Raw genomic sequence first — 22237 nt, forward strand, 5'->3', positions numbered from 1 at the left:
CATGACTGCACAACACGCTGCCCCGAAAGAGTCCCCTGCGTTGAAGGACCAGCCGCTCCTTGAAGTCCGCGACTTCCAGGTTGAACTGATTACCGACGGCGGCATCGTTCGCGCCGTTGACAGCGTCACCTTCAGCATCCACCGCGGCGAGACGGTCACCATCATCGGTGAGTCCGGTTCCGGTAAATCAACGACGGCGATGGGCATCTTGCGCTTGCTGCCAGAAGATCTCGCGGTACTGTCCGGCACAGTGGTGATTGACGGCGTCGACATTTCCGCCAATCCGAAGGCCATCGACAAGGTGCGCGGCAGGACGCTGGCATTGATTCCGCAGGACCCTATGACGGCGTTGAGCCCGGTCCACACGATCGGGAGCCAACTCTTCGAAGCCATCAGGATTGCCGGCGCCGCCCCGGCGAAGGACAAGAACGCGCTGCAGGCCAGGGCCATCCGGCTGCTGGAACAGGTGCACATTCCCACGCCGGACAAGCAGCTGAAGAAGTACCCGCACCAGCTTTCCGGTGGAATGCTCCAGCGTGTGTTGATTGCCATTGCGTTGGCGAGCGAACCGCAGTTGCTGGTTGCCGACGAGCCGACGTCGGCTCTGGATGTCACCGTGCAGGGCGGCATCCTGGACCTGCTGCTGGAGCTTCAGGAACAGCGTGGCATAGGCATCCTGATGATCACGCACGATCTTGGTGTGGCCCGTCTCATCTCGGACCGCATCCATGTGATGAAGGATGGCTCGTTCGTGGAATCCGGGGAGGTCCAGCAAATCGTGGACCACCCGGCCACGGAATACACCCGGACCCTGTTGGCCGCCGTGCCGGTCCTCGGCCCCTGGGACGAGACTTCCGGCGGCGCGCATGCCCAAGCGGCAACCGACCCAGCCCTGACCAAGAGCGGAGCCAGCAATGACTAAGCCATTCCTCGCCGTCGACAACCTGGTGGTGGATTACCACGTACCCGGCGGGACCTTCCGCGCCGTGGATGATGTGTCCTTCGCTGTGGACAAGGGCAAGACGATCGCGGTGGTGGGTGAGTCCGGTTGCGGCAAGTCCACCGTGGCGAAAGCGTTGATGCGGCTGGTTACACCCACCAGCGGGCGCATCGAGCTGGACGGAACGGACATCGCCGGCATGAGCGAAGCCAGGCTGCGGCCCATGCGCTCCAAGTTCCAAATGGTGTTCCAGGATCCTTACGGTTCGCTGGATCCGCACATGACGGCCCAGGAAATCGTGGCCGAACCCCTGAAACTGCAGGGGGTCCGTTCCAAGGACCAGCGCCTCAAAGCCGCCGCGGAACTGATCGACCAGGTGGGGCTGCCGGTAAGGTCCTTGGACAAAAGGCCGTCCGAGTTCTCCGGTGGTCAACGCCAACGCATCGGCATCGCCCGCGCACTTGCCTCCAAGCCCGAACTCCTGGTCTGCGATGAGGCCACCAGCGCCCTGGACGTTTCCGTGCAAGCCCAGGTCCTTCGGCTCCTGAAGTCCATCCAGGATGAAACCGGCATTACCTACGTCTTCATTTCCCACAACCTGGGCGTGGTGCAGGAGATCAGCGATACCGTCATGGTCATGCAACGCGGGAAATTGGTGGAACACGGCACCACGGCCTCAGTCCTGACCTCGCCAACCGAGGACTACACGCGCAAACTCCGGCGGGCCGCCCTGGACCCGTCCAATATGCAGGGACTCAAACCGCGGCACGTGGTCCGGTCCCTGGCACTGTCTAACCAAGGAACCACCGCATGAGCACGCAACCCGAACAGACCCTCGATGGCCTGAAGCTCCCCATCTCCCGACTGGTCCTGGGAACCATGACCTTCGGCGACACCGCGGACGAAGCCACCGCCGGGCGGATGGTGGAAGAAGCCCTCGACGCCGGGATCACCACTATCGATACCGCCAACGCCTACGTTGGGGGTACTACGGAGGAAATGCTGTCGCGAATCCTCAAAGGACGCCGTGAAGGCGTTGTACTGGCATCTAAGGCGGGGATGCCCCACGCGGATCACGGCTCCAATTCACCGCTCTCACCGGCAGGACTTCGCGCCAGCGTTGAAGGGAGCCTGCGCCGGCTTGGCGTGGACAGCATCGACCTCTTCTACCTGCACCAGCCGGACCGGGCCACCCCACTGTCCGCCACGCTCACCACCATCGCGGAACTGGCGGCCGAGGGAAAGATCGGCTCGCTTGGCGTCTCCAACTTCGCCGCCTGGCAAATCGCAGACGTAGTCCACACTGCCCGCGAGGTGGGGGCTCCCCGTCCGATTGTGGCACAGCAGCTTTACAACCTGGTGGCACGCAGGCTTGAGGAGGAATACCTCGAATTCGCCGCCACGCACAACGTGCACACCATGGTCTACAACCCCCTGGGCGGTGGCTTGCTCACAGGCAAGCACAAGTTCGAGGCCAAGCCCACCGAAGGCCGCTACGGTGACTCCAAGCTTGCCGCCATGTACACGCAGCGGTACTGGGACCGCCAACTCTTCGCCGCGATCGAGGAACTGTCCCGGATCGCGGACGGGGCCGGAATTTCTCTGGCCGAGCTCTCACTCCGCTGGCTCGCTTACCGTCCCGGCGTCGGGTCGATGCTCCTTGGCGGCTCCAAGGTGGAACAGCTCCGCGCCAACATTGCCTCCGTGGCCAACGGACCGCTGCCAGCTGATGTGGTTGAAGCATGCGACGCCGTCGGGACCTCTCTGCGCGGGCCAATGCCCGCCTACAACCGCTGACCAACACACGCCACCGCAACTGAAGGTAGAGAATTTTCATGACATCCGAACTGGCCCTTGAATTCGCCCGCAAAGTCCGCGCACGGGAACAAGCGGTAGGGTACTGGGCGGTGCTGGACGCACCCGTCGCCACTGAACGTATTGCCAGGCTCGGCTATGACTACGTTGCACTTGATGCTCAGCACGGTCTCCTCGGCTACTCCGGGGTGCTCAACGGGCTGATGGCCATCGACGCCGGGAACACCGCCGTCGGTATGGTCCGGGTGGAGGACAACAACCTGACCGCAATCGGCAAGGCACTCGACGCCGGTGCCGTGGGCGTCATCGTCCCCCTCGTGAACACCGCCGAGGATGCGGCCGCTGCCGTTGCCGCCGCCAAAAACCCGCCCATGGGCGGCCGTTCCTACGGACCGATGCGCTCCGCCCTCCGGATCGGACCCAAACCGGCCGATGCCAACGCCGCCACCCTGGTCTTCGCCATGATCGAGACACCCGACGGCCTGGCCAACGTCAAGGAAATCTGCGCCACTCCTGGCCTCGACGGCATTTACGTGGGGCCATCAGACCTGGCCATCGCCGTAGGTGGCGCTTTCCCGGGCGACCCCGCCGTCGAAACCGAATTCAACGCCGCACTGGAAACCATCGCCGAAGCCGCAGCCTCCGCAGGCATTGCCGCCGGAATCCACACCCCGGCTGGCACCGTGGCCAACCAGCGCCTGCAGCAGGGCTACACCTTCACGACCATCGCCTCGGACCTGACGCACCTGGAACAGATCGCCAAGTCCCACCTCGACGCCGCGACCTCCGCTGCCGGAACCCAGAAGGGCTAGCCCATGCAGAACACCATCAGCAACCACTACAGCGACATCACGCCCGACGGCACCGTCAAAAGCCTGGACGGGATTGAATTCGCCTACCTGCCCGCCCCCACTGTCCAAAGCCATGCAGCCAACCTGCTCACCCTTCCCGACGGCCGCCTCGGTTGCGTCTGGTTCGGCGGCACCCAGGAAGGCGTGCCTGACATCTCCATCTGGTTCTCCACCCTGGAACCCGGAAGCAGCCAATGGTCCGAACCGCAGCAGTTATCCAATGACCCCACCCGCTCAGAGCAAAACCCCATCCTCTTCACGGCCCCCGACGGCGCCCTCTGGCTGCTCTACACCGCCCAAAAGGCGGGCAACCAGGACACGGCCGAGGTCCGCCGTCGTACGTCAACCGACGGAGGCCGCACCTGGGGCGAGCCTGAAACCCTGTTCCCTGCCAACCAAACCGGGGGCGTCTTTGTCCGTCAGCTCCCTGTGGTGCTGCCTTCGGGCCGGATGATTGTGCCGATCTTCCGGTGCATCACCACACCGGGCGAAAAGTGGGTGGGTAACAGCGACGACAGCGCGGTGATGATCTCGGACGACGCCCGCGCCACCTGGAGCGAACACGTCCTGCCCGGGAGCCTGGGCTGCGTGCACATGAACATCCAGCCCGTTTCCGACGGTTCCCTGCTGGCCCTCTTCCGTAGCCGCTGGGCGGACTCCATCTACGAGTCCCGCTCCACAGACGATGGCACCACCTGGAGCGAACCAGTCCCCACGGAACTGCCGAACAACAACTCGTCCATCCAGTTTGCTGCCTTGGCGGACGGCCGCCTCGCCCTCGTCTATAACCACAGCCGGGCCGGTGAAAACACCGAACGGCGCCTCTCGCTGTACGACGAAATCGACGATGACGGCCTGGCCGAGGAGCAGGGGCAGGTGGCCGAGCCGGATGCCTCTGTTGTTGACGACGGTGCCCGGAAAGCCTTCTGGGGAACGCCCCGGTCGCCCATGACCCTGGCCATTTCCGAAGACTCCGGCCGGTCCTGGCCCATCCGTCGGAACCTCGACGTCGGCGACGGGTACTGCCTGTCCAACAACTCCCGGGACGGCCTCAACCGCGAATACTCCTACCCGTCCATCCACCAGGGCCCGGACGGCTCCCTGAACATCGCTTACACGTACTTCCGGCAGGCCATCAAGTTCGTTCGGGTGGATCCGCAGTGGGCCTACGAAGGAACCCTGACCCCGGGCGGTCTGGAGGATGGGACGATCAATGACGGTTGATCAGCATGCGGTGGTCACGGGTGCCAGCTCTGGGATCGGCCAGGCCATTGCGCGGCGCTTGTTGGTCGATGGCTGGTCCGTGACGGGCCTCAGCAGGACGGCCACCAAGCTTGACGGAAAGTTCGAGTGGCTGCAGGCCGACCTCGCGTATCCTGCGTCCCTTGGCGCTTCACTGGCCGGGCTGCGGCCTGTTGATGCGCTGGTTCACGCCGCGGGTTACCAACGCACCGCCCACCTGGGCGACCTCGACCCGGAAGCCCTGGCGGGCATGTTCACCGTGCACGTCGCTGCCGCGAGCGTCCTGGCCAACGCACTGGTTCCAGGAATGCCCGACGGCGGCAGGATCATTCTGTTGGGCAGCCGTACCTCCACGGGGATGCCGGGGAAAAGCCACTATGCTGCCACCAAGGCAGCTCTAATGGGGCTGGGACGGACGTGGGCGCAGGAGTTGGCACCCCGTGGAATCACGGTCAACGTTCTCTCGCCCGGCCCCACGGATACCCCCATGCTGAATGATCCTGGCCGTGCCGCCACCCCTGTACGGATGCCCGCTTTGGGTGCTTTGGTGGACCCAGAGGACGTGGCCGCCCTGGCAGCCTTCCTCCTGAGTCCGCATGGCAAGTCGATCACAGGCCAAAACTACGTGATCTGCGGGGGCGCCTCGCTCTAGGCGCCGATTACGCTAGCCTAGGGTAGTTAAAACAGTCACCTGCCTACCCATTCGTGGGTGTGATGACTTTTCCAAAGAGGGGAACAGCGGGGCTTAGGGCATATCGAGTCGGGTCTTGTAGGCGGTGTCTCTGTTGGTGTTCCATCCAGCGATGATTCCAGCTCCAAGCATCTGGTCGGAGAGGCGTGCGAACCGGTAGCCGGGGTCGGCGTCGAGAGCGAGTTGCATGTATTGGTGCGCTTTGGAGCCTCGGCCCTCCCACCAGTTGATGTAGCCGATCGTGGTGAGGATCGGTGCTGCGTGTTGTGGGCTGGTTCTCGTGTACGCATGAATGAGTAGTTGTTGGGCCCACTCGATCCGCGACCATTGAGGTGCAGTCTCAGTTTGGGCGAAGAGGATGCGTTGGGGAGGTTCGTCGATACCGGGGATGTCGGCCATGAGCTGGTCGCGGATGTGCGGAAATTGGAAGTTCGCGATGAGTTGAGTGCAGTCCTCGCTTGTGGGGAAGTCATTGCTGCCGAGCATGCCAGTCCAAAGTTGACTCGCTTGTAGGGCGGCTTGATGGGGTGCTTGGGTTCGGATGGTGTTCATACGTTCTTCGACGGCGAAGGCGCGGTCTGCCGATTGGGTGGGCGCTGGGAGGACGATCTGGTTGGTTGGTTCGATGGTGCTGCCGCGGTAAATGAACTCCGCGTTGACGCGGCTGTACTCGGTGGAGCTGATGGGAAGACTGATGTCCTGGTCGGGCTCGCTGTCATAGGGGGAGTAGGTGTCGTCGTTGACGAAAATCCCGTCGCGGATGGTAATGCCGTTTTCCGCGAGCACTCCCGTGAGCGCCGCGATGGTCGTTGCATATGGCTTCGGTTGTCCTGGTTGGCAGTGCTGGGAGGTGTACAGGGCGAACACGATGCTCGTCGCGCTGGTGTCACTGGTGAGGTAACTGCTGACCGTCTTGGCGTAGGGGAGTTCTGTCCCGGGGTGCCGGGGAAGGTCGATGCGGAGGGTGGCTCCAACCTTGCCCTTGTCCAGGGTGATGCAGACCAGGCTTTCTTGGGGCCAGAACCCGAGGGTATGCCCGATGAAGCTCAGGAGGTCTGCCGGGTCCTTGATGGTGAGCGCATTCATTGTCCTTTTCCTTGCCTTTGTCCGTTCTTCTGTGGGCCGTTCTGATCGGGGACCTGTCGGCCGGTCTGGGGGCTGGAGTGCAACTTGGAGGACCAGGCAGGGTCGGAAGGGCCTGGGAGGACAGACCGGCGCACTAGCGTCGAGTGACGTTTCCGGTGCGGGCCAGCGCCCTTGGCGCCTAGGTTGCGCGGAGAATCCTGCCAGCGATGATCGGATATCAGAATGACAAACAGCTTTGTTACTTATGGCCTTTCATGCACCGTGCTAAACGCAGCGACATGACGACAGCCGCCAAATTCCAATGCGTTTATCCAGCTTGGACCGCAAGCAAGTCCGTCAGAGAAACCTCCATGAGGATGAGACTGCCTCTCATCGCTGTAACGAAACCTGAGTCAGCGGCCGGAGCGCATATCGGAAGCATATGTATCCTGGAAATACACCAATGGCGGTGATTCTCAAATATCATTCTCTCGTGAGCTCACCTACCAACGAAGAGTTGCTGTCTGCAGTAGAGTCCGCAGGCTGGCTGCTAGAACAGCACGCATTGCGAATCCTCAAGGAGCATGAGGTTCACCCGAGGTCTGGTTGGGCCTATCAAGACGCCGACGACCCCTCCGTCTCGCGAGAATTGGACGTTTGGGCGTACAAGCAGATGCTCCGCGATGAGGCAAACAAAATCATCGTTGGAGTCAAGTTTCTGGTTGAATGTAAGCAAAGTAGCCAACCATATGCGGCCATAGGCCATGTGCTGCCTGAGTACCACTTGCAAAGAAATCCAACTCAGCATGTGTTGCCTGTGCAGAACTTCCCAGTTCAACGTGAAGGAAACACGACTACTTACGCGCCAGCTTGGGGAGCCCTTGGGTTCGACAATGTCGCACTTGGCCACGGTGAGGATCACTTTCGAGCGACGCAACTTACACGACTCGATCGCGTAAAGGGTGGCGGCTGGAGTGCGAACAACAACGGCATATTCACATCTCTGGTTTATCCTCTGGCCAAGGCACTTAGAGCGACTCAGAAGGGTGCGGTCACTACCGAGTACTACTCGGGAATTGCGGGTCATCGAGATAAATGGGTCATGGTCGATCTGTGCTTCCCCGTCGTACTCATCAGTGCAGATTTGTTTGTTGTCGATGCTTCGGCCGACACTCCTGAAGTCGCAAAGAAGCCGTGGGTTACCACACGTCGAGAACTAAAAAGCAGGTCGGTCAACGGTGTCTTCGATATCGATGTCGTGACTAGCGAGTCATTTGCAGATTTCGTGAGAGCCAAGCTTGCTTTTTCGGCAGCAATCGCCGACGAGGTCGGCAAGGACCCGAGACGGTGCGTTGGAGATGAGTGGGTAGCGTAGAAGGCTAGTTGTCCTAACCCGGTAGCTTGTTGACGGGGCTGGCTGGTGAGGCGCCTTTGAGCGCGGTGTGTGGCCTGGTGTGATTGTAGTGCTTGATGAAATCGGGGTAACAGGCCTGTCGTTCGGCTTCTGAGGTGTAGGGCCGGGCGTAAGCCCATTCTTCGAGGAGGATGCGGTTGAAGCGTTCGACTTTGCCGTTGGTTTGGGGTCGGTAGGGTCTGGTGCGTTTGTGGCTGATGCCGGCGTCGGCCAGGACCTGCGCGAAGGCCTTGGATCGGTAGCAAGCGCCGTTATCGGTGAGCACGCGTTGGATCTTCACGCCGTGGGCGGCGAACGCGGCAATCGCGTTGGCCATGAAGGCCGAGGCGGTCTCTTTGGTCTCGTCGGGCAGGATCTCGGAATAGACGTAGCGGGAGTGATCATCCACGGCGTGGTGAATGAACGTGTACCCACGAAGCATTCCCCGGTTCTCGCGGGTTCCTTCAGCGAGATTCCGGGCACGGGCATTGGCTTGCCCGGCAAGCTGCGGTGGCCTCCACCATCGGGGATCCTGCCGAGCTTCTTCACATCGACGTGGATCATCTCCTCTGGCCAGGCGTACTCATAGCGGCGGGCGCGTTCCTGGCGGATCCTAATCCCCGTTGAACGGTCCGTGAAGCGCAGCGGCGGGCAGTGGTAGCGGTGGAGGATGCGGTGGACCGTGGAGATGTTCAGATGCAGGTGGTAGGCAATCCTGGCGGGCCCCGACGTTTGGATGTCCGTAGACCAACAACACTGCGCTCTGTCCGCGCCGCACTTCGGTGCGGACAGCTCAGTGGCCGGCTGGAACGGTCCTGCATGCCGGCTTCGCCGAGCTCGACATAGCGCTTGGCCCAGCGGGCCGCCGTTGGTACCGAAACGTTGAACCGTTCGGCGGCCCGGCGCAAAGGCCAGTGGCCATCGACCACGCACCGGGCCAGCCTCAGGCGGCCGGCAGGGGGCAAGGATCGCGTTAGAGTGGGACACGAGGACCTCCTGGTATGTGTGATTGCTCTCGACTAGCTCCACACGACACCCGGAGGTCCTCTTTATTGCGTCAATTCCAAACCCGTGTCATCAACCAACCGGGACAGTACAGCTAGTTCTCGTGGTCACGTTCCATGTACCCAGGAGGAGCAGTACGAGTAGTTGAGTTCGGTCATATGCGCCGTTATTGGCCAGAGGCAGCCAGGCATACGGCTCTGGACGTGGCGGATGCCGGACTTCCGGGCCAGTCCATGGTTGGCGGGTCGCCGAGGTACGCCGGGGTTTGAGGGTCCACCACCGCATCAAGGCCCGCCTGGGGGCTTGGAGGCCTGTGGGCTCAGGGGTGGTTGACCCGCCGGAGATCCCGAAGACGCCATGCTTCACTGGTCATCAGAGTTGCCGCTCCGACGGCTTTGCCGAGCTCCTCGGCCGTTGTCGTGAGACTGCGCAACTCACCGCCGGCAGCCTTGGCCTTCCCCGTCCTGCGGACAAACACCGGCCAGGACCGGCCGTGGGCTGCGGCACTGGCGACCCGCCATTCGTACGCGAGGGCGAAGCGCATCCACTGGTCCTCCGTTGAACTGCCCCTGGACAGGTGCTCTGCCGCATCTCGCATCATTGTCGTGGCGTCAGAATCGATCTTCGGGTGTTCCTTCTGCAGCGCGCGGATGCGCTTGATTTCAGCCGTCAGTCGGGCGGCCAGGTCGTTCATCTCCTCTATGAGCTGGTGGCTGAAGTTGGCCTTCGCGTACGCATCGTTGGTGTAGTCCCACAGGAATTTGCGGTGCTGCGCACGCTCATCTTCGGCAACGGACAGGGCCCGGGCCCTGCGGATCGCCCTGGTGCCGCCACCTAGGACCCACACAGCCTGGGACGCTCCCAAAAGGGCGGCCCGCGCCGGAGTGTAGAGCGAGGTAGGCCGCATGCTAAGCCCATCCTCGCCGGGGAGGTCTGCCATCAGCGCCAGATGGTCGACAGCCGACAGGAGACCAGACCAGGCCGCTGTCCGCACGGGAGCCGTAACCAGGTCCTTGTCATCGCCGGCAAGTGAACTGCCAGCCTCCACCTCATCAGGAGCCGTGATTCGTAGAGACCAGGCCCGGACCGCGCCGAAACACCTCTCGATCCGCGCAGCCCACAGATGTTCGCTTTCCACCATGCCATCAACTTACAGTGCCCGACGCACCTGTTGATTAGGGTCAGCGGTTCTTCTAAGCGTGTGCCACTTCGGGAGGCACCCCAGGGAGTCCCAGCGAACGGCACCCGATGAAAAGAACCGTTGTCGCTGCAGCGCTGCGGGCCGACACTGGGCTGGATGGGACCAAGCTGCCGTCGCGGAGGTCCGAGAAGTAGTCCATGCCGGTTAGTAGCGGCAGTTGTTGGAGGGCCATCGCCTGGTCCGTCCAAGTGAAGGTTTCCGACCGCTCAGCGGAGGTGCTGGAAGTCATCAATGTATCTCTCTGGGTTCTGAAGGAAGCGTCGGGGCTTGCCCGGTCACACCGCAGCGGTGCTGGTCAGGCCCGGGTACAGGTCCATGATCGGACCGGCGAGGCCGTGCTTCACTCTGGCGGTGGTGTCGTCCACGATGACCTCGTACTCTGCCTGCTCAAGCCCGTCGAAGGACTTGCGTACGACTTCCTCCGGAGAGATTTTTGGGGCGTCGACGCCCTTAGCCATGGCCGTGTCGATGAAGGCCACGTGGACACCGGTGACATGCGTCCCTTGGGGGGCCAGTTCCAGCCGGAAGGAGTTGGTTGCCGACCACAACGCGGCCTTCGATGCGCTGTAGGCGCCGGTGAGTGCGATCCAGCTAAGCGCCGAGTGGATATTGAGGACTGCGGACGTCTCGTTGGCGGCGAGCACGGGGGCGAAGGCCCGGGTCAGTGCGACCGGCCCGAAGAAATTGGTCTCCATGACCCGACGGAAATCCTCCTCGGGGAGTCCCGCCAGTGTGTCCGATTCCACGGAAATGCCGGCGTTGTTAATCAGAAGACTGACGTCCGGAGCTTGCGCGACGGCGGCCCGGATCGAGGCAGGGCTGGTGACATCGAGAGCGAGAGGGACGATGCGGGAATCGTGCCATGACTGGGGACGGCGGGCCGTCGCATACACCTTCGCAGCTCCACGAGCGAGGGCCTGTTCCACGAACTCGCGCCCGAGTCCTCCATTAGCGCCGGTGACAAGGACGACGGCACCCGACAGGTGTGGCATGAATTCTCCTGAGCTTAGACAGGGCGGCGACGCGGTTGCCGCAGCCTTCGAAAGTCAGAGTAGCCCAGTGGGTTGGATTTTCCAACTAACTTGTATGCTTGAAGAAAGTGCTGAAGGCAGGGAAGTCATGACACCAACCAATACGTCCAGGGACGCGCCCAGGGCGTGCTTTATCGCAACAGGGCTCGAAGTGCTGGGTGAGCGATGGGCGCTGCTGGCCCTTCGGGAGATGTCCCTGGGCGTTCATCGTTTTGACGAGATAGCCCGCAACACCGGCGCTTCACGCGATACTCTGACAAACCGGCTCCGCACTCTGGAAAACCACGGCGTTATTGAGCGCGTCCAATATTCAGAGCGTCCCCCGCGGCATGAGTACCACCTCACAACCTCCGGGACTGAAGTTGCTCCGATTCTTATCTCGCTCGCGGCGTGGAGCAGTACCTGGATGCGCGACGAGACACCCCGCGCCTCCTACCGGCACACTTGCGGTGCCGACCTGAAACCGGTGCTGACCTGCGCAGCATGCGGCGAAGAATTCAAGCCGGGCAGCCTGATGCTGGGCCCCCTCGTTTCTGCGGCCGACGTGGACCCCGCGGGCCAGCAAGGGTGAATTCGAGGTGACTGAACGCGCCGCCTCGTCGCTCTAGCGGCCGCACCCAACAAGGACTGTCGACAAGGCACACATCAGGAGAAGAAGAATGACCAGCGATCCTACGGCACTGACACCGGAGTTGGTTGACTTCGAGGACCCCCGGGCAGCCCGTTTGCGGGACCTGTTAACGAACGAGCTTCTGGCCAGGTATGCCACCGAAAAAGAGCACCAGCTTTCAGAAGCAGCGAGAAAAGCCTTGTCCGTGCCACCGCAGGATTTCATTGCCAACGTGCTGGTAATCAATGCTGTCGGCGAAGCCATAGGGCACGGCGCCCTTCGCCGGTTGAACGGGGAATGGGAGGTCAAGCGGGTCATTACTGACCCCGCAGCCCGAGGTACGGGCGCAGCGACCGCACTCATGACTGAACTCGAGAGGATTGCTGCATGTGCCGGCGCCCCCCCGCGTTATCCTGCAAACAGGGGGTAAGCAGCCGGAAGCTGAAGCTCTGTATAGAAAGCTCGGATATAGACAGATACCGACCTACCCTCCCTACGATCACGCCATCCCGACATCCATATGCTTTGAAAAAGAGCTTCGGCCGCCGAAATCAGGGACCCGCGGTGATCTTGTTTAATACTTTCCGGGCGGCTAACTGGCCGCCCCCGATCAAAGCTCCGTCCGCTCGCTGTGTTGACAGTTTGACGGAGAGGCCACGGCTGATGATGGGCAAGGAGTGCTCATATATTCCAGCCCTCACTCCCGAGAGAACCTCGTCCCCCAGGTATGCCATCTCGCCGCCCAAAATGACGGTCCGGGGATTGTAGAAGTTGGCAGCGGTCGCTATCAGCTCTCCGGTCAGCGATGCATACTCTCGAATCCGTTCCAGCGCGGCGGTATCACTTTGTCGAATCCGGAGTCTCAGTGCTTCCATGCCGGAGCTTTGATCTTGATCATGGAGAAGCCCCACATCTCTAAGAACAGAGAGTCGGGTAACTCTTTCCCCGACGCATCCTTTACGTCCGCAGGCGCACAGTTTCCCAGACCTGTTTCCGATCCTCATGTGGCCTATATCCCCTGCGACACCGTCGGCTCCCCGATATAGTTCGCCATCGGCCCCCACGATTCCGGCTCCCAGCCCGGAGGAAAGGTGGACGTAGATCATGGGACCGGTTTCGCGAGCTTCCGGAGACTCGGCGATCGCCCTCAGGTTGGCGTCATTTTCCACGGTCACAGGTACGTCTGTATGGAGTGCAATCGCAGCGCTTAGTGGGACGTTATCCCACCAGTAGCCGGATCTGGAAACGGATTCTGCAACATTTCGTACCGTGGTTACGGGAGAAGGCGCGCCGAGCACAAGCCACCGAAGATCACCTTTTCTCCCGGCATCGTCAACCGTATCGATCACCTTGGAAACAATGCGCGCAGTGGTTTCCTCCACCTGTGCGTCCTGGGCGATGGATATCCACGACCGCCCGAGAATAGTCGACCGCAAGTCGAGTACGGCTATTTGCGCAGAGGTCACATCAAGCTCGACGACGGCCACCACCCCGGCCTTGTCGCCCAGTTGCAACTTTCTTGAAGGTCTCCCGGTGCCCTGGTTTTTTTCGGCGCTTTCGACAAGGAGACCTTGTGTGATCATCCGGTCCACGTACTGGCCGACAGTGGATCTCGCAAGCCCGGTGACGCGGGCAATGCCGGCACGGCTGGTGGCTTTGCCTTTGATCACTGGATCGAGAATCAGCCCACTGTTCCCGTCATGTCCATGAGTCTGCACAGCCAAAAACCTTTGTTCGATATCAAATTAAGTACGGCATCTAGAGAACAATCTTAGTTTCTTTCTATATTGATGGGGAAGCGACGTTAAACGTCCCCAAAGCCTTAGTAGTTAGGCGAGACTCCGAGGGAAGATACATGAACATCAATAAAGACCGCATTGCCCTGAACCCACTCCAATACGTGGCCACTGAAGATGGGTGGATCGATCCAAGCATCGCACCCCCGCTGGAGCAGCAGTTGGAATACATCGCTTCTCAGGGCTTCAAATACGTACACTGCTCCGTGCCACCGGGACTGTCCCCGGACGCCTATCGCAGGAAGCTTGAGAGCGCCGGTCTCGCGGCGGGACCGGGCTATGTTGGGCTCCGGTGGTCAGATGACCCGGAACTTCGCGTGGAACACCTGCGGCGTAGTAAGGCCACAGCGGAGGCGAACGCTGCCGCAGGCAGCGAGCTGTCATTTCTCGCGCTGGGTATGGCCTTGGGTAGCGCACGCGTAGATCAGCATTCGGCTGTCGGGCATCAGTATTCGGATGACAGGATGAACGTCATTATCGACTACGTGGGAACGGCGGCTGAGGTTGTAAACGCAGCCGGGGTGGTTCCAGCCCTTCATCCTCACGTGGGGACATGGATAGAAACGGAATCCGAGACGCGCTCGGTACTGGAGGCCATACCTTCAAGCACGCTGAAGTTCGGCCCCGACACGGGCCATTTGGCGTGGGCAGGCGCTGATGTTACGTCCCTTCTTTCTGACTATGCTGATCGAATCTCAGGTGTCCACATCAAAGACTTGTTCATGGACACGGCCAGCGTGGCCAGGTCGGAGCGGCTCGATTACAAGAGCGCGATCCAGAGGGTTCTTTGGACGGAGCCGGGCACTGGTGACGCGGACTTCAACGCGATTTTCAACGCACTGCCTTCTGGATACGAGGGCTGGACCGTCATCGAGGTGGACAAGGGGAACCGCCCCACGGCCGAGGAGAGCATTGAAGTTTGCGGCAAATGGCTCAAGTCTCTTTCTTAATCCCCCCAGTTGGGCATAGGCCGTGGAATGAACGGGCGAGTGCATTATCACCGCTGATGGAGGGATACGTATTGAACAATGAGCAATTGATTGCGTTCAGGCGCGAACTACACAGGCATCCTGAACCAGCGTTCGCGGAAGTGGGCACGGCTGCCAGGGTTGAAGCTTCCTTGGTTGGGCTGCCTGTAACCGTCATATCAGGCGTGGCGGCCAGCGATCTAAGCCGGGTGATCAATCTACCGACGAAAGACACGTTGGCAACGTGGGCGGACCTGGCCGTCGAATCCGGAGTCAGGCCCGAAAGAGCTGCCTACTTTCGCGATAATGGCACCGCCCTGATCGTTGACCTGGCGGGTGACAGAGCCGGCCCCACGTGGGGTCTGAGGGTCGACATGGACGCTCTTCCCATGCTCGAGTCCTCTGCCCTGGGCCACTATCCGGCTGACGAAGGTTTCAACTCAGCCGTTGCTGCCATGCACGCCTGTGGTCACGATGTTCACACGACGGTTGGGGTTGGGCTGCTGCACAGGCTTTCGGACCGCGGTTTCGCAGGATCTCTTCGTGTGCTCTTTCAGCCGGCTGAGGAGGGAGTCCGTGGGGCTCAAACGATGATTGACGCGCGAGCTCTGGACGGGATTGACCATATGCTGGCGATTCACGTTGCAGGCGGGATGCCCTTCGGAGAAGTCGTGGGAAGTTTCACCGGCGGGATGGCGACACGGAAGCTTTTGGTGAATTTTTCGGGCCGTGCCTCCCATGCTGCTGGAATGCCGGAAGCGGGCAGGAACGCCCTGATCGCTGCGTCAACCGGGGCTATCGGAATCATGGGGATTCCTCGGTTCAGCACCGCTGACACCAGAGTGAATGTTGGCACCCTGATCGCTGGTGATGGTGTGAATATTGTTCCGGCTGCGGCAACCATGACTTGCGAGGCACGGGCAACCGACGACGAGGTCGTTGAGGAGGTCACTGCCAGGATACGGGAGATCGTTGCCGGAGCAAGCCTGGCGCAGGGCGTGGAACACGACGTTGCCATCATGGGACAGTCTGCGACCATCAGTCCTGACGAGGAGATGATCGATCTCCTCGTGAACGCGTTTAGCAAGCATCCCAAGGTCGGAAAAGTCCATCGGACGCAAACATTTGCTGGGAGCGATGATGCCAATTTGATGATTCGCCACGTTCAACTCCATGGCGGCATCGGAGCCTACCTCATGGTGGGTGCGTCCAGCCCTGGTCCGCATCATAGTGCGACCTTCGATGCAGACGAGCGAACAATTCCACTGGCGGTCGACGTCTTGGAGACACTCCTGCGGGAGCATCCGTAATTATGTGACCTGCGCCCCGAAAGGGCTTGAGACGAAACAGAAGGGCCGGACGCTGGCAGCGTCCGGCCCTTCCTCGATCACGGTTACAGGCTTATACCCGGGCGTTAGTGGCCTTGGAACGCCTCGGCCAGCCACCAGGAGCCGCCGTCGGAGGCTATTTTCGCGTCGATGACCAGTGGCTTGGTTTGCGTTCCGGCGCGGTAGGCGGCCAGCCAAGGCTCGACGGCGGCCAGGTCGGCTACGGTTCGGACGGTGACGCCTTCAGCCCCAAACCCGCGTCCGATCGCGGCGATGTCGGTGTCGGGGAACACCACGCTGGAGAGGTCCTGTTCGGAGTGCCCGGACGCGAAGTGGTGGACTTCGGCTCCGTAGGCGGCGTCGTTGTAGACGATGCAGACCAGGGGGAGTTTCATCCGGACGGCGGTTTCGAGTTCGCTGATGCCCATGAGGAAGCCGCCGTCGCCGGCGCCCAGGACAGGCAGCCGGCCGGGTTGGGCAGCGGCCGCCCCGATGGCCGTGTAGAGGCCCAGCCCGATTGCCTGGAAGGCTTGGGTGAAGCAGAACCCGTACTCGTCGGGCACGGCCAAATACTGGCTGGGATAGCCCATGAAGTTGCCGGAGTCCACGGACACGATCCGTTCGGAGGGCAGCAGGGTATCCAGCTCCCGGGTGAGGACGCGCGGGTCAATGGACTCGGCGGTGGAGAGGTCTTCCGTTTCGACGTCCTGCCACCGCGAGCCCTGCTTGATGGCCAGGGCGTTGGCTTCGGTGCGGTACTTTTCCGCCGGTTCAGGCTGCGCGTCCGCCAACGCTGCCAGGGCATCGGCTGCGGTCAGCGCCGAATCACCGAGGACGCCGAGGGTGATGGGCCGGTTGGCGCCCAACGCGGTGTCTTCGACGTCGATCTGCACTACCTTCGCCTCGGCATTGATCAGCCGCCCGTGCCGCATGGTCCACATGTTCAGCGCGCAACCCCAACCCACAATGAGGTCCGCGCCGCTTATGAACTCCGCGGTGAGAGGAGAGGAGAAACCCCCGGAGATGCCGAGGTTGTGGGAGTCGCCGTTGAACAGGCCACTGGCCACAGCGGAGGTCGCTACCAGCGCGCCGGCGTGCCGGGCGAGGGCCAGGATTTCGTCGCGTGCACCCCTGCCGCCGCGGCCGGCGACGAAGACGGGACGTTCCGCGGCGGAGATCAGGGCCACCAGCTGCTGGACCGCCGCGGCGTCCGGGCGGATCTTCAGCGGTTGAGGCACGACGACGGCACCCACCTCGTCCTCGGCGGTCCCGCTCTGGACGTCCAGCGGCAGGCTGAGGACCACGGTGCGGCGTTCGTTCACCGCCGTCCGGAACGCCCGGACGGTGTCCGCCACGGCTGTCGCGGGGGAGTGGATCCGCTCGGCCACGGCCCCGACACTGCGTGCCAGGCCGTCCTGGTCGATCTTGAAGTTGGACCGGATCGCAGCGGCCTGCGTATCAGCAGTGAGCACGATCATGGGAGTCCGGCTTTTGGCCGCTTCACCGACCCCGGTGATTGCGTTGCTCAGCCCGCAGCCCTGATGCGTGGTGACCACGCCAACTTTCCCGGACATCCGCCCGTAGGCATCGGCCATGGTCGCGGCGCCGCCCTCATGCCGGGCCGCCGTGAAGGGGACGCCCTGGGCCATGAGGGTGCCGGTGACATCGAAGTTGCCGGAGCCCACCACGCCGAAAACATACCCCACGCCGAGTTTGGCCAGCGTCCTGCCTACCAGGGTGGAAACCCGTACCTGCCCGCTCATGCCCGTTCCACCTCGCCCTTTTCCACGAGCGCATACACGCGGCTGGGGCTGCCCGTCCCGCCCACGATCGGCAGCGGGGCTACCAGCAAGGTGGCGCCCGTGACCGGGAGCCGGTCCACGTTCCGCAGCGAGGTCACACCGTACTTGTCCGCGCCCAGCAGGAACGAATGCACGGGGAACATCGGGTCCAGCGAACCAGCTTGTCCGGCGTCGATACCCACCGTTTCCACGCCGAAACCGCTGATCGAGTCGTTACCGGCCAGCCACTTGGCACCTGCCGCAGAGACCCCGGGAGTGTGGGGACCGGCGTCGTCCGCGTTGACGAAAGCCGCAGCGTCAGCGCCACGGGCCGCCCAACCGGTCCGGAAAACCACCCAGCAGTTCTCCGGAAACAGCCCGTGCTCGGACTGCCACTGCTCAAAATGCTCCGGCTCCAACAGGAAGTCCGGATCCGTCGCTACCTCGGCAGCCTTGTCGATCACCACCAGAGGACCCACCAACCGGTGTGGCTCGATCTGGTCGACGGATTTGCCGTCCTTACCCGTAATCCAGTGCACCGGAGCGTCAAGGTGCGTCCCGGCGTGTTCTCCCACGGTGACGTCGTTCCACGCCCAGGCGGGTCCGGCGTCGTCGAAATTACTCACCGGCGAGACCGACAAACCAACCGTATTGGCGAAAGGTTGCGGAAGGTTCAGGATGGGGGTTTCGGAGCTGAGCGGGGTGGTGAGGTCGATGATTTCCACCGAGCCAGTCGAAAGGGCTGCTGTGAGCCCGGCCAGAACAGACATTGTTCTCCTATCGCTTAGGCGGGTTTGAGTTGGTGTGAAGTTGATTTGCCAGGGGAGTGGCATCTTCAGGCCGTGGTGTCGAAGACGGCGTCGAAAGCATGACCGTCGCCAGTACCTTTCGGGTTCGGGAGCTGGGCGGCCAGATACCACTCCTCGGATGGCCAGGCATAATCTGTGGCTACTCTGACCCAGTTCACGCGGTCGCTCTGCTCGTGTTCCGGGCAGATGCCGTCACTTCCCGGACAGCCCGCGGTCACGGTGGTGACGCCACGGCTCAAGAGACCGGCGATGACGAAGTGGCCCAGCGTCGAGCATCCGTCAGTAACCAGCAGCCGCTTGTTTTTTGGGTCTTGAAAGAAGTCATCCTCCAAAGGCCTGGAGTTTGCGGCCAAGGAGCCAAGGTGTGTGGTAGCTGGCTGGGCCACCACCACGCCGCGTCCGGCTGCATCCAAGCGGAGATCCATCACTACTGGTTCGCCTGCCACGCAACCTGGCAAGAGGTGCGCCACGATGGAGGGACCCTCAGCTGAGGCCACAATGCCAACTGTCCACGGCAGTCTTTTCTGGAAGTAAGGTTCGTTGCTTGCCTGAATCGTGGTTTTCGCCGACAAGAGGCCTTGGCGGTCAACGTCTTCCCAGGCCAATTCGGTGCCGAGGCAATTATGGCAGGCGTCCCGGGGTGGGTACTGAACGTTGCTGCAGTCCTGGCATCGTTGAAGGATGAAACGCCCGGTTGCGGCGCCGCGGATCAGCCCCGCTGCTGCCGCGCTGCGTGCATGCGGGGGGCGCGAATCGCTGAGTGTCGTCATGAGCTGCTCCTTGAGAGGATGGCGGCCGCGGAACAGAGGCCGCGATCGTAATTGATCATTCCGAATCCCGAAACCAGCCCGATTCCGTTCACTAAGTGGACTGGGTTTGGAGCAGCGCCGGTGAGTTGGCGGAGGCCTTCCACCAATCCCAAGTGTCCTCCGGCTGCTCCGGCTTGCCCTGTAGAGAGTTGCCCGCCAGAGGTGTTGTGGGGAAAGGTGCCACCAACCCCGAAATCATGGGCCCGTACAAAGTCCGGTCCTTCGCCTTTACCGCAGAAACCAAGATCCTCAAACTGGAGCATCGAGATGACAGGATAATCGTCGTAGGTCTGGACGAAGTCGGTATCTTTTGGTCCAACGCCAGCGCTGGACCAGAGCTCAGCGGCATCCACTGACCAGCCACCCTTGTCCTGGACCACGTCTTCGGAGAAGGCGTTGTGGCGTTCGATAGTACCCATGATGCGGGCGTGAGGAATACCAAGGTCTTGGGCCATGTCGTCCCGCATGACCAGGAACGCCTCGGCGCCCGCACACGGCATCACACAGTCGAAAAGTCGGAGAGGATCCGCAATGGGCCGCGCGTCGAGGTAGTTTTTTAGCGTCAGTGGCTTTTGAAGCAATGACCACGGTGTGGCGGAAGCATTCGCCCTCTGCGAGACAGCAAGTTTTCCAAAGTCCTCCGCCGTGGCGCCGTAGGTGCGCATGTAGTAGTCGGTGAGCAGTGCGAAGCTCGCATTGGGGCCCGCGCCGCCGTAGGGATAGGACGCGTCCTGGGCGAACCTGCTGAAGCTGGTTACCAGGCTTCGGAACGATTCAGGGCGATTCGTATCCGCGGCGACGCAGGCGACTACGCTGGCGTCCCCGGTTTGGACTGCCCGGGCGGCCCTCCGCAATGCCACCACCCCGGAAGCACCACCTAGGGCGATTCCGTCCAACCACCGAGGAGACAAACCAAGGTGCTGGGTGACACTGACCGGGGTGTCGGGCGTTAACGTGAAGCTGGACAACGCCAGGCCATCGATCTGGTCCTTCCCAAGCCCGGAACCGTCCAGCAGCATCTTGAGCGCTCGGGCGATCCACCATTGCGCTGACTTGTCCGAAAACCTCTCGTACGGAACTGTGACCGGCACAGCGACGGCGACGCCGTCGTACTTCATTCGTGGGGAGGGCATGCTGCAACTTTCTTAGATGGGGAATGGGCTCTGACATCAGTCGTCAACGCTTGACGATGTATCCGTGCTGTTCCCTGTCCCAAGTGGTCCGCGTAATTCCGGCTTCGCGCAGTTGGAATTTCTTGATTTTGCCATTCTCGGTAACCGGCAGTGACTCGACAAAGTCGACATAGCGCGGAACCGAGAAGTAGGAGATCAGTTGCTGGCAATGATCCAACAATTCCTCGGCAGACAGGCAGGCGTCGTCACGAAGAACCACTGCACACATGACGTCGTCTTCTGCGAGTTCCGACTGGACGGGGAACACTGCGGCCGTCTTCACTGATGGGTGAAGGGAAATGGCCTGCTCAACTTCGTAGGAGGAGATATTCTCACCTCTCCGGCGGATGACGTCCTTGATCCGATCCACGAAGCGGAAGTATCCGTCCTCATCGCAGATAACGCGGTCGCCGGTGTGCAACCAGAGGTTCCGCCATGCTTCCACCGTTTTGTCCGGCATCCCGAAGTAGCCCGTGGCGAAGGCAAAAGGGTCCTCGGCCCGGAGAATCAATTCACCGGGCACGCCTGGTTCAAGCTCGTTGTCGAGTTCGTCGACGACTTTTGCGTAGAAGCCCGGCCGGACTTTCCCCATGGTTCCTAACCGCTTTTGGCTGGACGGCGATCCAATGACGAAGTTGGTCTCAGTGGATGCGAAACCATCGATGAGCTCCACCCCGAATCTGCTGGCAAAGGCGGTGGCGGCCGCTGCCGGCACTCCTGGTGCGAGGACTGTGCGCAAGTGGTGTTCTCTGTCCCGGTCCGTGGAGGGGGTCGATAGCAAGATGGGAACCATTGCGCCCAGGAGGTACGTCACCGTTGCTTTGCTGTCGCGCAGGGATTCGAGGAATCCGGACGCGGAGAACCGTTTCTTGATGACGAGCGTGGAGCCGGTGATCAGCGCCTGGAAGAAGGCGCTCAATGCGTTGACATGAAAGAGCGGGAGGGTTGTCAGTAACACGTCCCCTTCCTCCAGTTCCAGGACCTTGGCGCTGTTCGCGGCCCACCAGAAGTACTGGGCGTGGGGGCAGAGAACGCCCTTGGACAGGCCAGTTGTCCCGGAGGTGTAAAGGATGGCCAGCGGTTCATTTGGGTGTATTTCGGACGGCCTGGAAACGGATTGCTGCGGGATGGTCCACCGTGCTGTCTCAAGCGGCGTGTCCAGGGCTGGGTGGTCCTCGTCGTTGGGGATGGTCAGGATGCGCTCAAGCTTCGTGGCGGTGATGGAAACAGCCGTCAGCCGGTTGAGAAATTCTGATTCGCTGATGAGGAGGCGGGCTTCGGAATTTCCTAGAATATGTTGAAGTTGTGCCCCTTTGGACGCTGTGTTCAAGGGGACTGTGATGGCGCCCAGCCAGGCTGCTCCCAGGAACACTTCGAGGAATTCGGGACGATTTCCGCAGAAGAGTGCGATGCGGTCACCCTTTTTGACGCCGGCGAATTCAAGGGCTGCGGCCCCACGTTGGGCCAGTGAGACTGCTTGGTTGAAGGAAACGTCTGCAGAGTCAAAGGAGCACAATGTTCGTTCGCCGTAGAGGGCTGCTTGGGCCAGGAGCATGGCGGGTACAGTGCGCTCACCGGGTGGAAATGCATCGGCCAAGCCAATCCATGGTTCACCGCCAGCCACTTTCAGCTCTGATGTCATCGTCTGGCCTGTTTCGTGGTCTTGTGCTTGTGGTTCCAGAGGTTTCATTGCTCATGCCTTTTAGTCGTTGCAGTGCCTGCGATATCGA

At 61.6% G+C, this 22237-nt stretch carries 21 protein-coding genes and 1 pseudogene; 11 read left to right on the top strand and 11 right to left on the bottom strand.

The features are described from left to right. Position 1: 1 nt before the first annotated feature. From LDN90_RS09335 to LDN90_RS09360, 6 genes are read left to right on the top strand one after another with little or no spacing between them, the layout of a single operon-like run. Positions 2–922 (top strand): ABC transporter ATP-binding protein, encoded by a 921-nt coding sequence (locus LDN90_RS09335; RefSeq protein ID WP_223948786.1) that lies wholly within the window; start codon positions 2–4, stop codon positions 920–922. Continuing rightward, complete coding sequence (locus LDN90_RS09340; protein ID WP_223948787.1) at positions 915–1754, top strand: ATP-binding cassette domain-containing protein; 840 nt, start codon at positions 915–917, stop codon at positions 1752–1754. Before LDN90_RS09335 ends, LDN90_RS09340 begins: the two co-directional genes overlap by 8 nt. Continuing rightward, positions 1751–2737 carry an aldo/keto reductase gene (locus tag LDN90_RS09345; RefSeq protein WP_223948788.1) on the top strand — a complete coding sequence of 329 codons (987 nt, stop codon included), beginning with the start codon at positions 1751–1753 and terminating at the stop codon, positions 2735–2737. Before LDN90_RS09340 ends, LDN90_RS09345 begins: the two co-directional genes overlap by 4 nt. 38 nt (positions 2738–2775) lie before the next feature. Then, the gene (locus tag LDN90_RS09350; RefSeq protein ID WP_223948789.1) at positions 2776–3567 is read left to right on the top strand and encodes an aldolase/citrate lyase family protein; all 792 of its coding nucleotides are present in this window, start codon (positions 2776–2778) and stop codon (positions 3565–3567) included. A gap of 3 nt (positions 3568–3570) precedes the next feature. Beyond that, positions 3571–4830 carry an exo-alpha-sialidase gene (locus LDN90_RS09355; RefSeq protein ID WP_223948790.1) on the top strand — a complete coding sequence of 420 codons (1260 nt, stop codon included), beginning with the start codon at positions 3571–3573 and terminating at the stop codon, positions 4828–4830. Further along, on the top strand, positions 4820–5500 hold the full coding sequence (locus LDN90_RS09360) for an SDR family oxidoreductase (protein ID WP_223948791.1): 681 nt from the start codon (positions 4820–4822) through the stop codon (positions 5498–5500). Before LDN90_RS09355 ends, LDN90_RS09360 begins: the two co-directional genes overlap by 11 nt. A gap of 93 nt (positions 5501–5593) precedes the next feature. Here LDN90_RS09360 and LDN90_RS09365 read toward each other — a convergent pair whose 3' ends face one another. Beyond that, entirely contained in the window at positions 5594–6625 is a 1032-nt protein-coding gene (locus LDN90_RS09365; RefSeq protein ID WP_223948792.1) for a DUF4192 domain-containing protein, read from the bottom strand. 472 nt (positions 6626–7097) lie between these two features. Between LDN90_RS09365 and LDN90_RS09370 the strand changes: the two genes are divergently transcribed. Further along, positions 7098–7979, top strand: coding sequence for a hypothetical protein (locus LDN90_RS09370; protein ID WP_223948793.1), 882 nt, complete (start codon positions 7098–7100; stop codon positions 7977–7979). A 13-nt stretch (positions 7980–7992) separates the two neighbouring features. On the opposite strand, the pseudogene LDN90_RS09375 reads toward LDN90_RS09370, so the two are convergent. The 4 genes and pseudogenes from LDN90_RS09375 to LDN90_RS09390 all read right to left on the bottom strand — a co-directional run bounded on the left by LDN90_RS09375 (position 7993) and on the right by LDN90_RS09390 (position 11195). Next, positions 7993–8962 (bottom strand): annotated as a pseudogene (locus LDN90_RS09375) (IS481 family transposase). 359 nt (positions 8963–9321) lie between these two features. Then, on the bottom strand, positions 9322–10143 hold the full coding sequence (locus LDN90_RS09380) for a hypothetical protein (RefSeq protein ID WP_223948794.1): 822 nt from the start codon (positions 10141–10143) through the stop codon (positions 9322–9324). A gap of 52 nt (positions 10144–10195) precedes the next feature. Next, positions 10196–10432 carry a hypothetical protein gene (locus LDN90_RS09385; protein WP_223948795.1) on the bottom strand — a complete coding sequence of 79 codons (237 nt, stop codon included), beginning with the start codon at positions 10430–10432 and terminating at the stop codon, positions 10196–10198. 46 nt (positions 10433–10478) lie between these two features. After that, complete coding sequence (locus tag LDN90_RS09390) at positions 10479–11195, bottom strand: SDR family oxidoreductase (protein WP_223948796.1); 717 nt, start codon at positions 11193–11195, stop codon at positions 10479–10481. Between the two features lie 127 nt (positions 11196–11322). Here LDN90_RS09390 and LDN90_RS09395 point away from each other — a divergent pair, with 127 nt between their 5' ends. Further along, positions 11323–11805, top strand: a complete 483-nt coding sequence (locus tag LDN90_RS09395) for a helix-turn-helix domain-containing protein (RefSeq protein ID WP_223948797.1) — start codon at positions 11323–11325, stop codon at positions 11803–11805. An 88-nt stretch (positions 11806–11893) separates the two neighbouring features. Next, complete coding sequence (locus tag LDN90_RS09400; RefSeq protein WP_223948798.1) at positions 11894–12274, top strand: GNAT family N-acetyltransferase; 381 nt, start codon at positions 11894–11896, stop codon at positions 12272–12274. Positions 12275–12395: 121 nt separating this feature from the next. On the opposite strand, the gene LDN90_RS09405 is transcribed toward LDN90_RS09400, so the two are convergent. After that, entirely contained in the window at positions 12396–13562 is a 1167-nt protein-coding gene (locus LDN90_RS09405) for an ROK family protein (RefSeq protein ID WP_223948799.1), read from the bottom strand. Positions 13563–13699: 137 nt separating this feature from the next. Here LDN90_RS09405 and LDN90_RS09410 point away from each other — a divergent pair, with 137 nt between their 5' ends. Beyond that, positions 13700–14590: a sugar phosphate isomerase/epimerase gene (locus tag LDN90_RS09410; RefSeq protein WP_223948800.1), complete on the top strand. Its 891-nt coding sequence runs from the start codon at positions 13700–13702 to the stop codon at positions 14588–14590. A gap of 71 nt (positions 14591–14661) precedes the next feature. Further along, positions 14662–15918 (top strand): amidohydrolase, encoded by a 1257-nt coding sequence (locus LDN90_RS09415; protein ID WP_223948801.1) that lies wholly within the window; start codon positions 14662–14664, stop codon positions 15916–15918. Positions 15919–16022: 104 nt separating this feature from the next. On the opposite strand, the gene LDN90_RS09420 is transcribed toward LDN90_RS09415, so the two are convergent. From LDN90_RS09420 to LDN90_RS09440, 5 genes are all read right to left on the bottom strand, one after another. Beyond that, positions 16023–17699, bottom strand: a complete 1677-nt coding sequence (locus tag LDN90_RS09420; RefSeq protein WP_223948802.1) for a thiamine pyrophosphate-binding protein — start codon at positions 17697–17699, stop codon at positions 16023–16025. After that, positions 17696–18487: a cyclase family protein gene (locus LDN90_RS09425; protein WP_223948803.1), complete on the bottom strand. Its 792-nt coding sequence runs from the start codon at positions 18485–18487 to the stop codon at positions 17696–17698. The genes LDN90_RS09420 and LDN90_RS09425 overlap by 4 nt, the downstream gene beginning before the upstream one ends. Before the next feature lie 65 nt (positions 18488–18552). After that, positions 18553–19296: a zinc ribbon domain-containing protein gene (locus LDN90_RS09430; RefSeq protein WP_223948804.1), complete on the bottom strand. Its 744-nt coding sequence runs from the start codon at positions 19294–19296 to the stop codon at positions 18553–18555. Then, positions 19293–20468 carry a thiolase family protein gene (locus LDN90_RS09435; protein ID WP_223948805.1) on the bottom strand — a complete coding sequence of 392 codons (1176 nt, stop codon included), beginning with the start codon at positions 20466–20468 and terminating at the stop codon, positions 19293–19295. The genes LDN90_RS09430 and LDN90_RS09435 overlap by 4 nt, the downstream gene beginning before the upstream one ends. Positions 20469–20511: 43 nt before the next feature. After that, positions 20512–22197, bottom strand: a complete 1686-nt coding sequence (locus LDN90_RS09440; protein ID WP_223948806.1) for an ATP-dependent acyl-CoA ligase — start codon at positions 22195–22197, stop codon at positions 20512–20514. Positions 22198–22237: the final 40 nt, after the last annotated feature.

Source organism: Arthrobacter sp. NtRootA1, assembly GCF_019976975.1.
GTDB lineage: Bacteria > Actinomycetota > Actinomycetes > Actinomycetales > Micrococcaceae > Arthrobacter > Arthrobacter aromaticivorans.

Bases quoted from the DNA above. Each gene is read 5' to 3' on its own strand.
- LDN90_RS09420 (WP_223948802.1), bottom strand. From the start codon at position 17,699: ATGAGCGGGCAGGTACGGGTTTCCACCCTGGTAGGCAGGACGCTGGCC.
- LDN90_RS09430 (WP_223948804.1), bottom strand. From the start codon at position 19,296: ATGACGACACTCAGCGATTCGCGCCCCCCGCATGCACGCAGCGCGGCA.
- LDN90_RS09400 (WP_223948798.1), top strand. From the start codon at position 11,894: ATGACCAGCGATCCTACGGCACTGACACCGGAGTTGGTTGACTTCGAG.
- LDN90_RS09380 (WP_223948794.1), bottom strand. From the start codon at position 10,143: ATGGTGGAAAGCGAACATCTGTGGGCTGCGCGGATCGAGAGGTGTTTC.
- LDN90_RS09410 (WP_223948800.1), top strand. From the start codon at position 13,700: ATGAACATCAATAAAGACCGCATTGCCCTGAACCCACTCCAATACGTG.
- LDN90_RS09335 (WP_223948786.1), top strand. From the start codon at position 2: ATGACTGCACAACACGCTGCCCCGAAAGAGTCCCCTGCGTTGAAGGAC.
- LDN90_RS09365 (WP_223948792.1), bottom strand. From the start codon at position 6,625: ATGAATGCGCTCACCATCAAGGACCCGGCAGACCTCCTGAGCTTCATC.
- LDN90_RS09435 (WP_223948805.1), bottom strand. From the start codon at position 20,468: ATGCCCTCCCCACGAATGAAGTACGACGGCGTCGCCGTCGCTGTGCCG.
- LDN90_RS09385 (WP_223948795.1), bottom strand. From the start codon at position 10,432: ATGACTTCCAGCACCTCCGCTGAGCGGTCGGAAACCTTCACTTGGACG.
- LDN90_RS09360 (WP_223948791.1), top strand. From the start codon at position 4,820: ATGACGGTTGATCAGCATGCGGTGGTCACGGGTGCCAGCTCTGGGATC.
- LDN90_RS09425 (WP_223948803.1), bottom strand. From the start codon at position 18,487: ATGTCTGTTCTGGCCGGGCTCACAGCAGCCCTTTCGACTGGCTCGGTG.
- LDN90_RS09440 (WP_223948806.1), bottom strand. From the start codon at position 22,197: ATGAAACCTCTGGAACCACAAGCACAAGACCACGAAACAGGCCAGACG.
- LDN90_RS09355 (WP_223948790.1), top strand. From the start codon at position 3,571: ATGCAGAACACCATCAGCAACCACTACAGCGACATCACGCCCGACGGC.
- LDN90_RS09340 (WP_223948787.1), top strand. From the start codon at position 915: ATGACTAAGCCATTCCTCGCCGTCGACAACCTGGTGGTGGATTACCAC.
- LDN90_RS09390 (WP_223948796.1), bottom strand. From the start codon at position 11,195: ATGCCACACCTGTCGGGTGCCGTCGTCCTTGTCACCGGCGCTAATGGA.
- LDN90_RS09345 (WP_223948788.1), top strand. From the start codon at position 1,751: ATGAGCACGCAACCCGAACAGACCCTCGATGGCCTGAAGCTCCCCATC.
- LDN90_RS09350 (WP_223948789.1), top strand. From the start codon at position 2,776: ATGACATCCGAACTGGCCCTTGAATTCGCCCGCAAAGTCCGCGCACGG.
- LDN90_RS09395 (WP_223948797.1), top strand. From the start codon at position 11,323: ATGACACCAACCAATACGTCCAGGGACGCGCCCAGGGCGTGCTTTATC.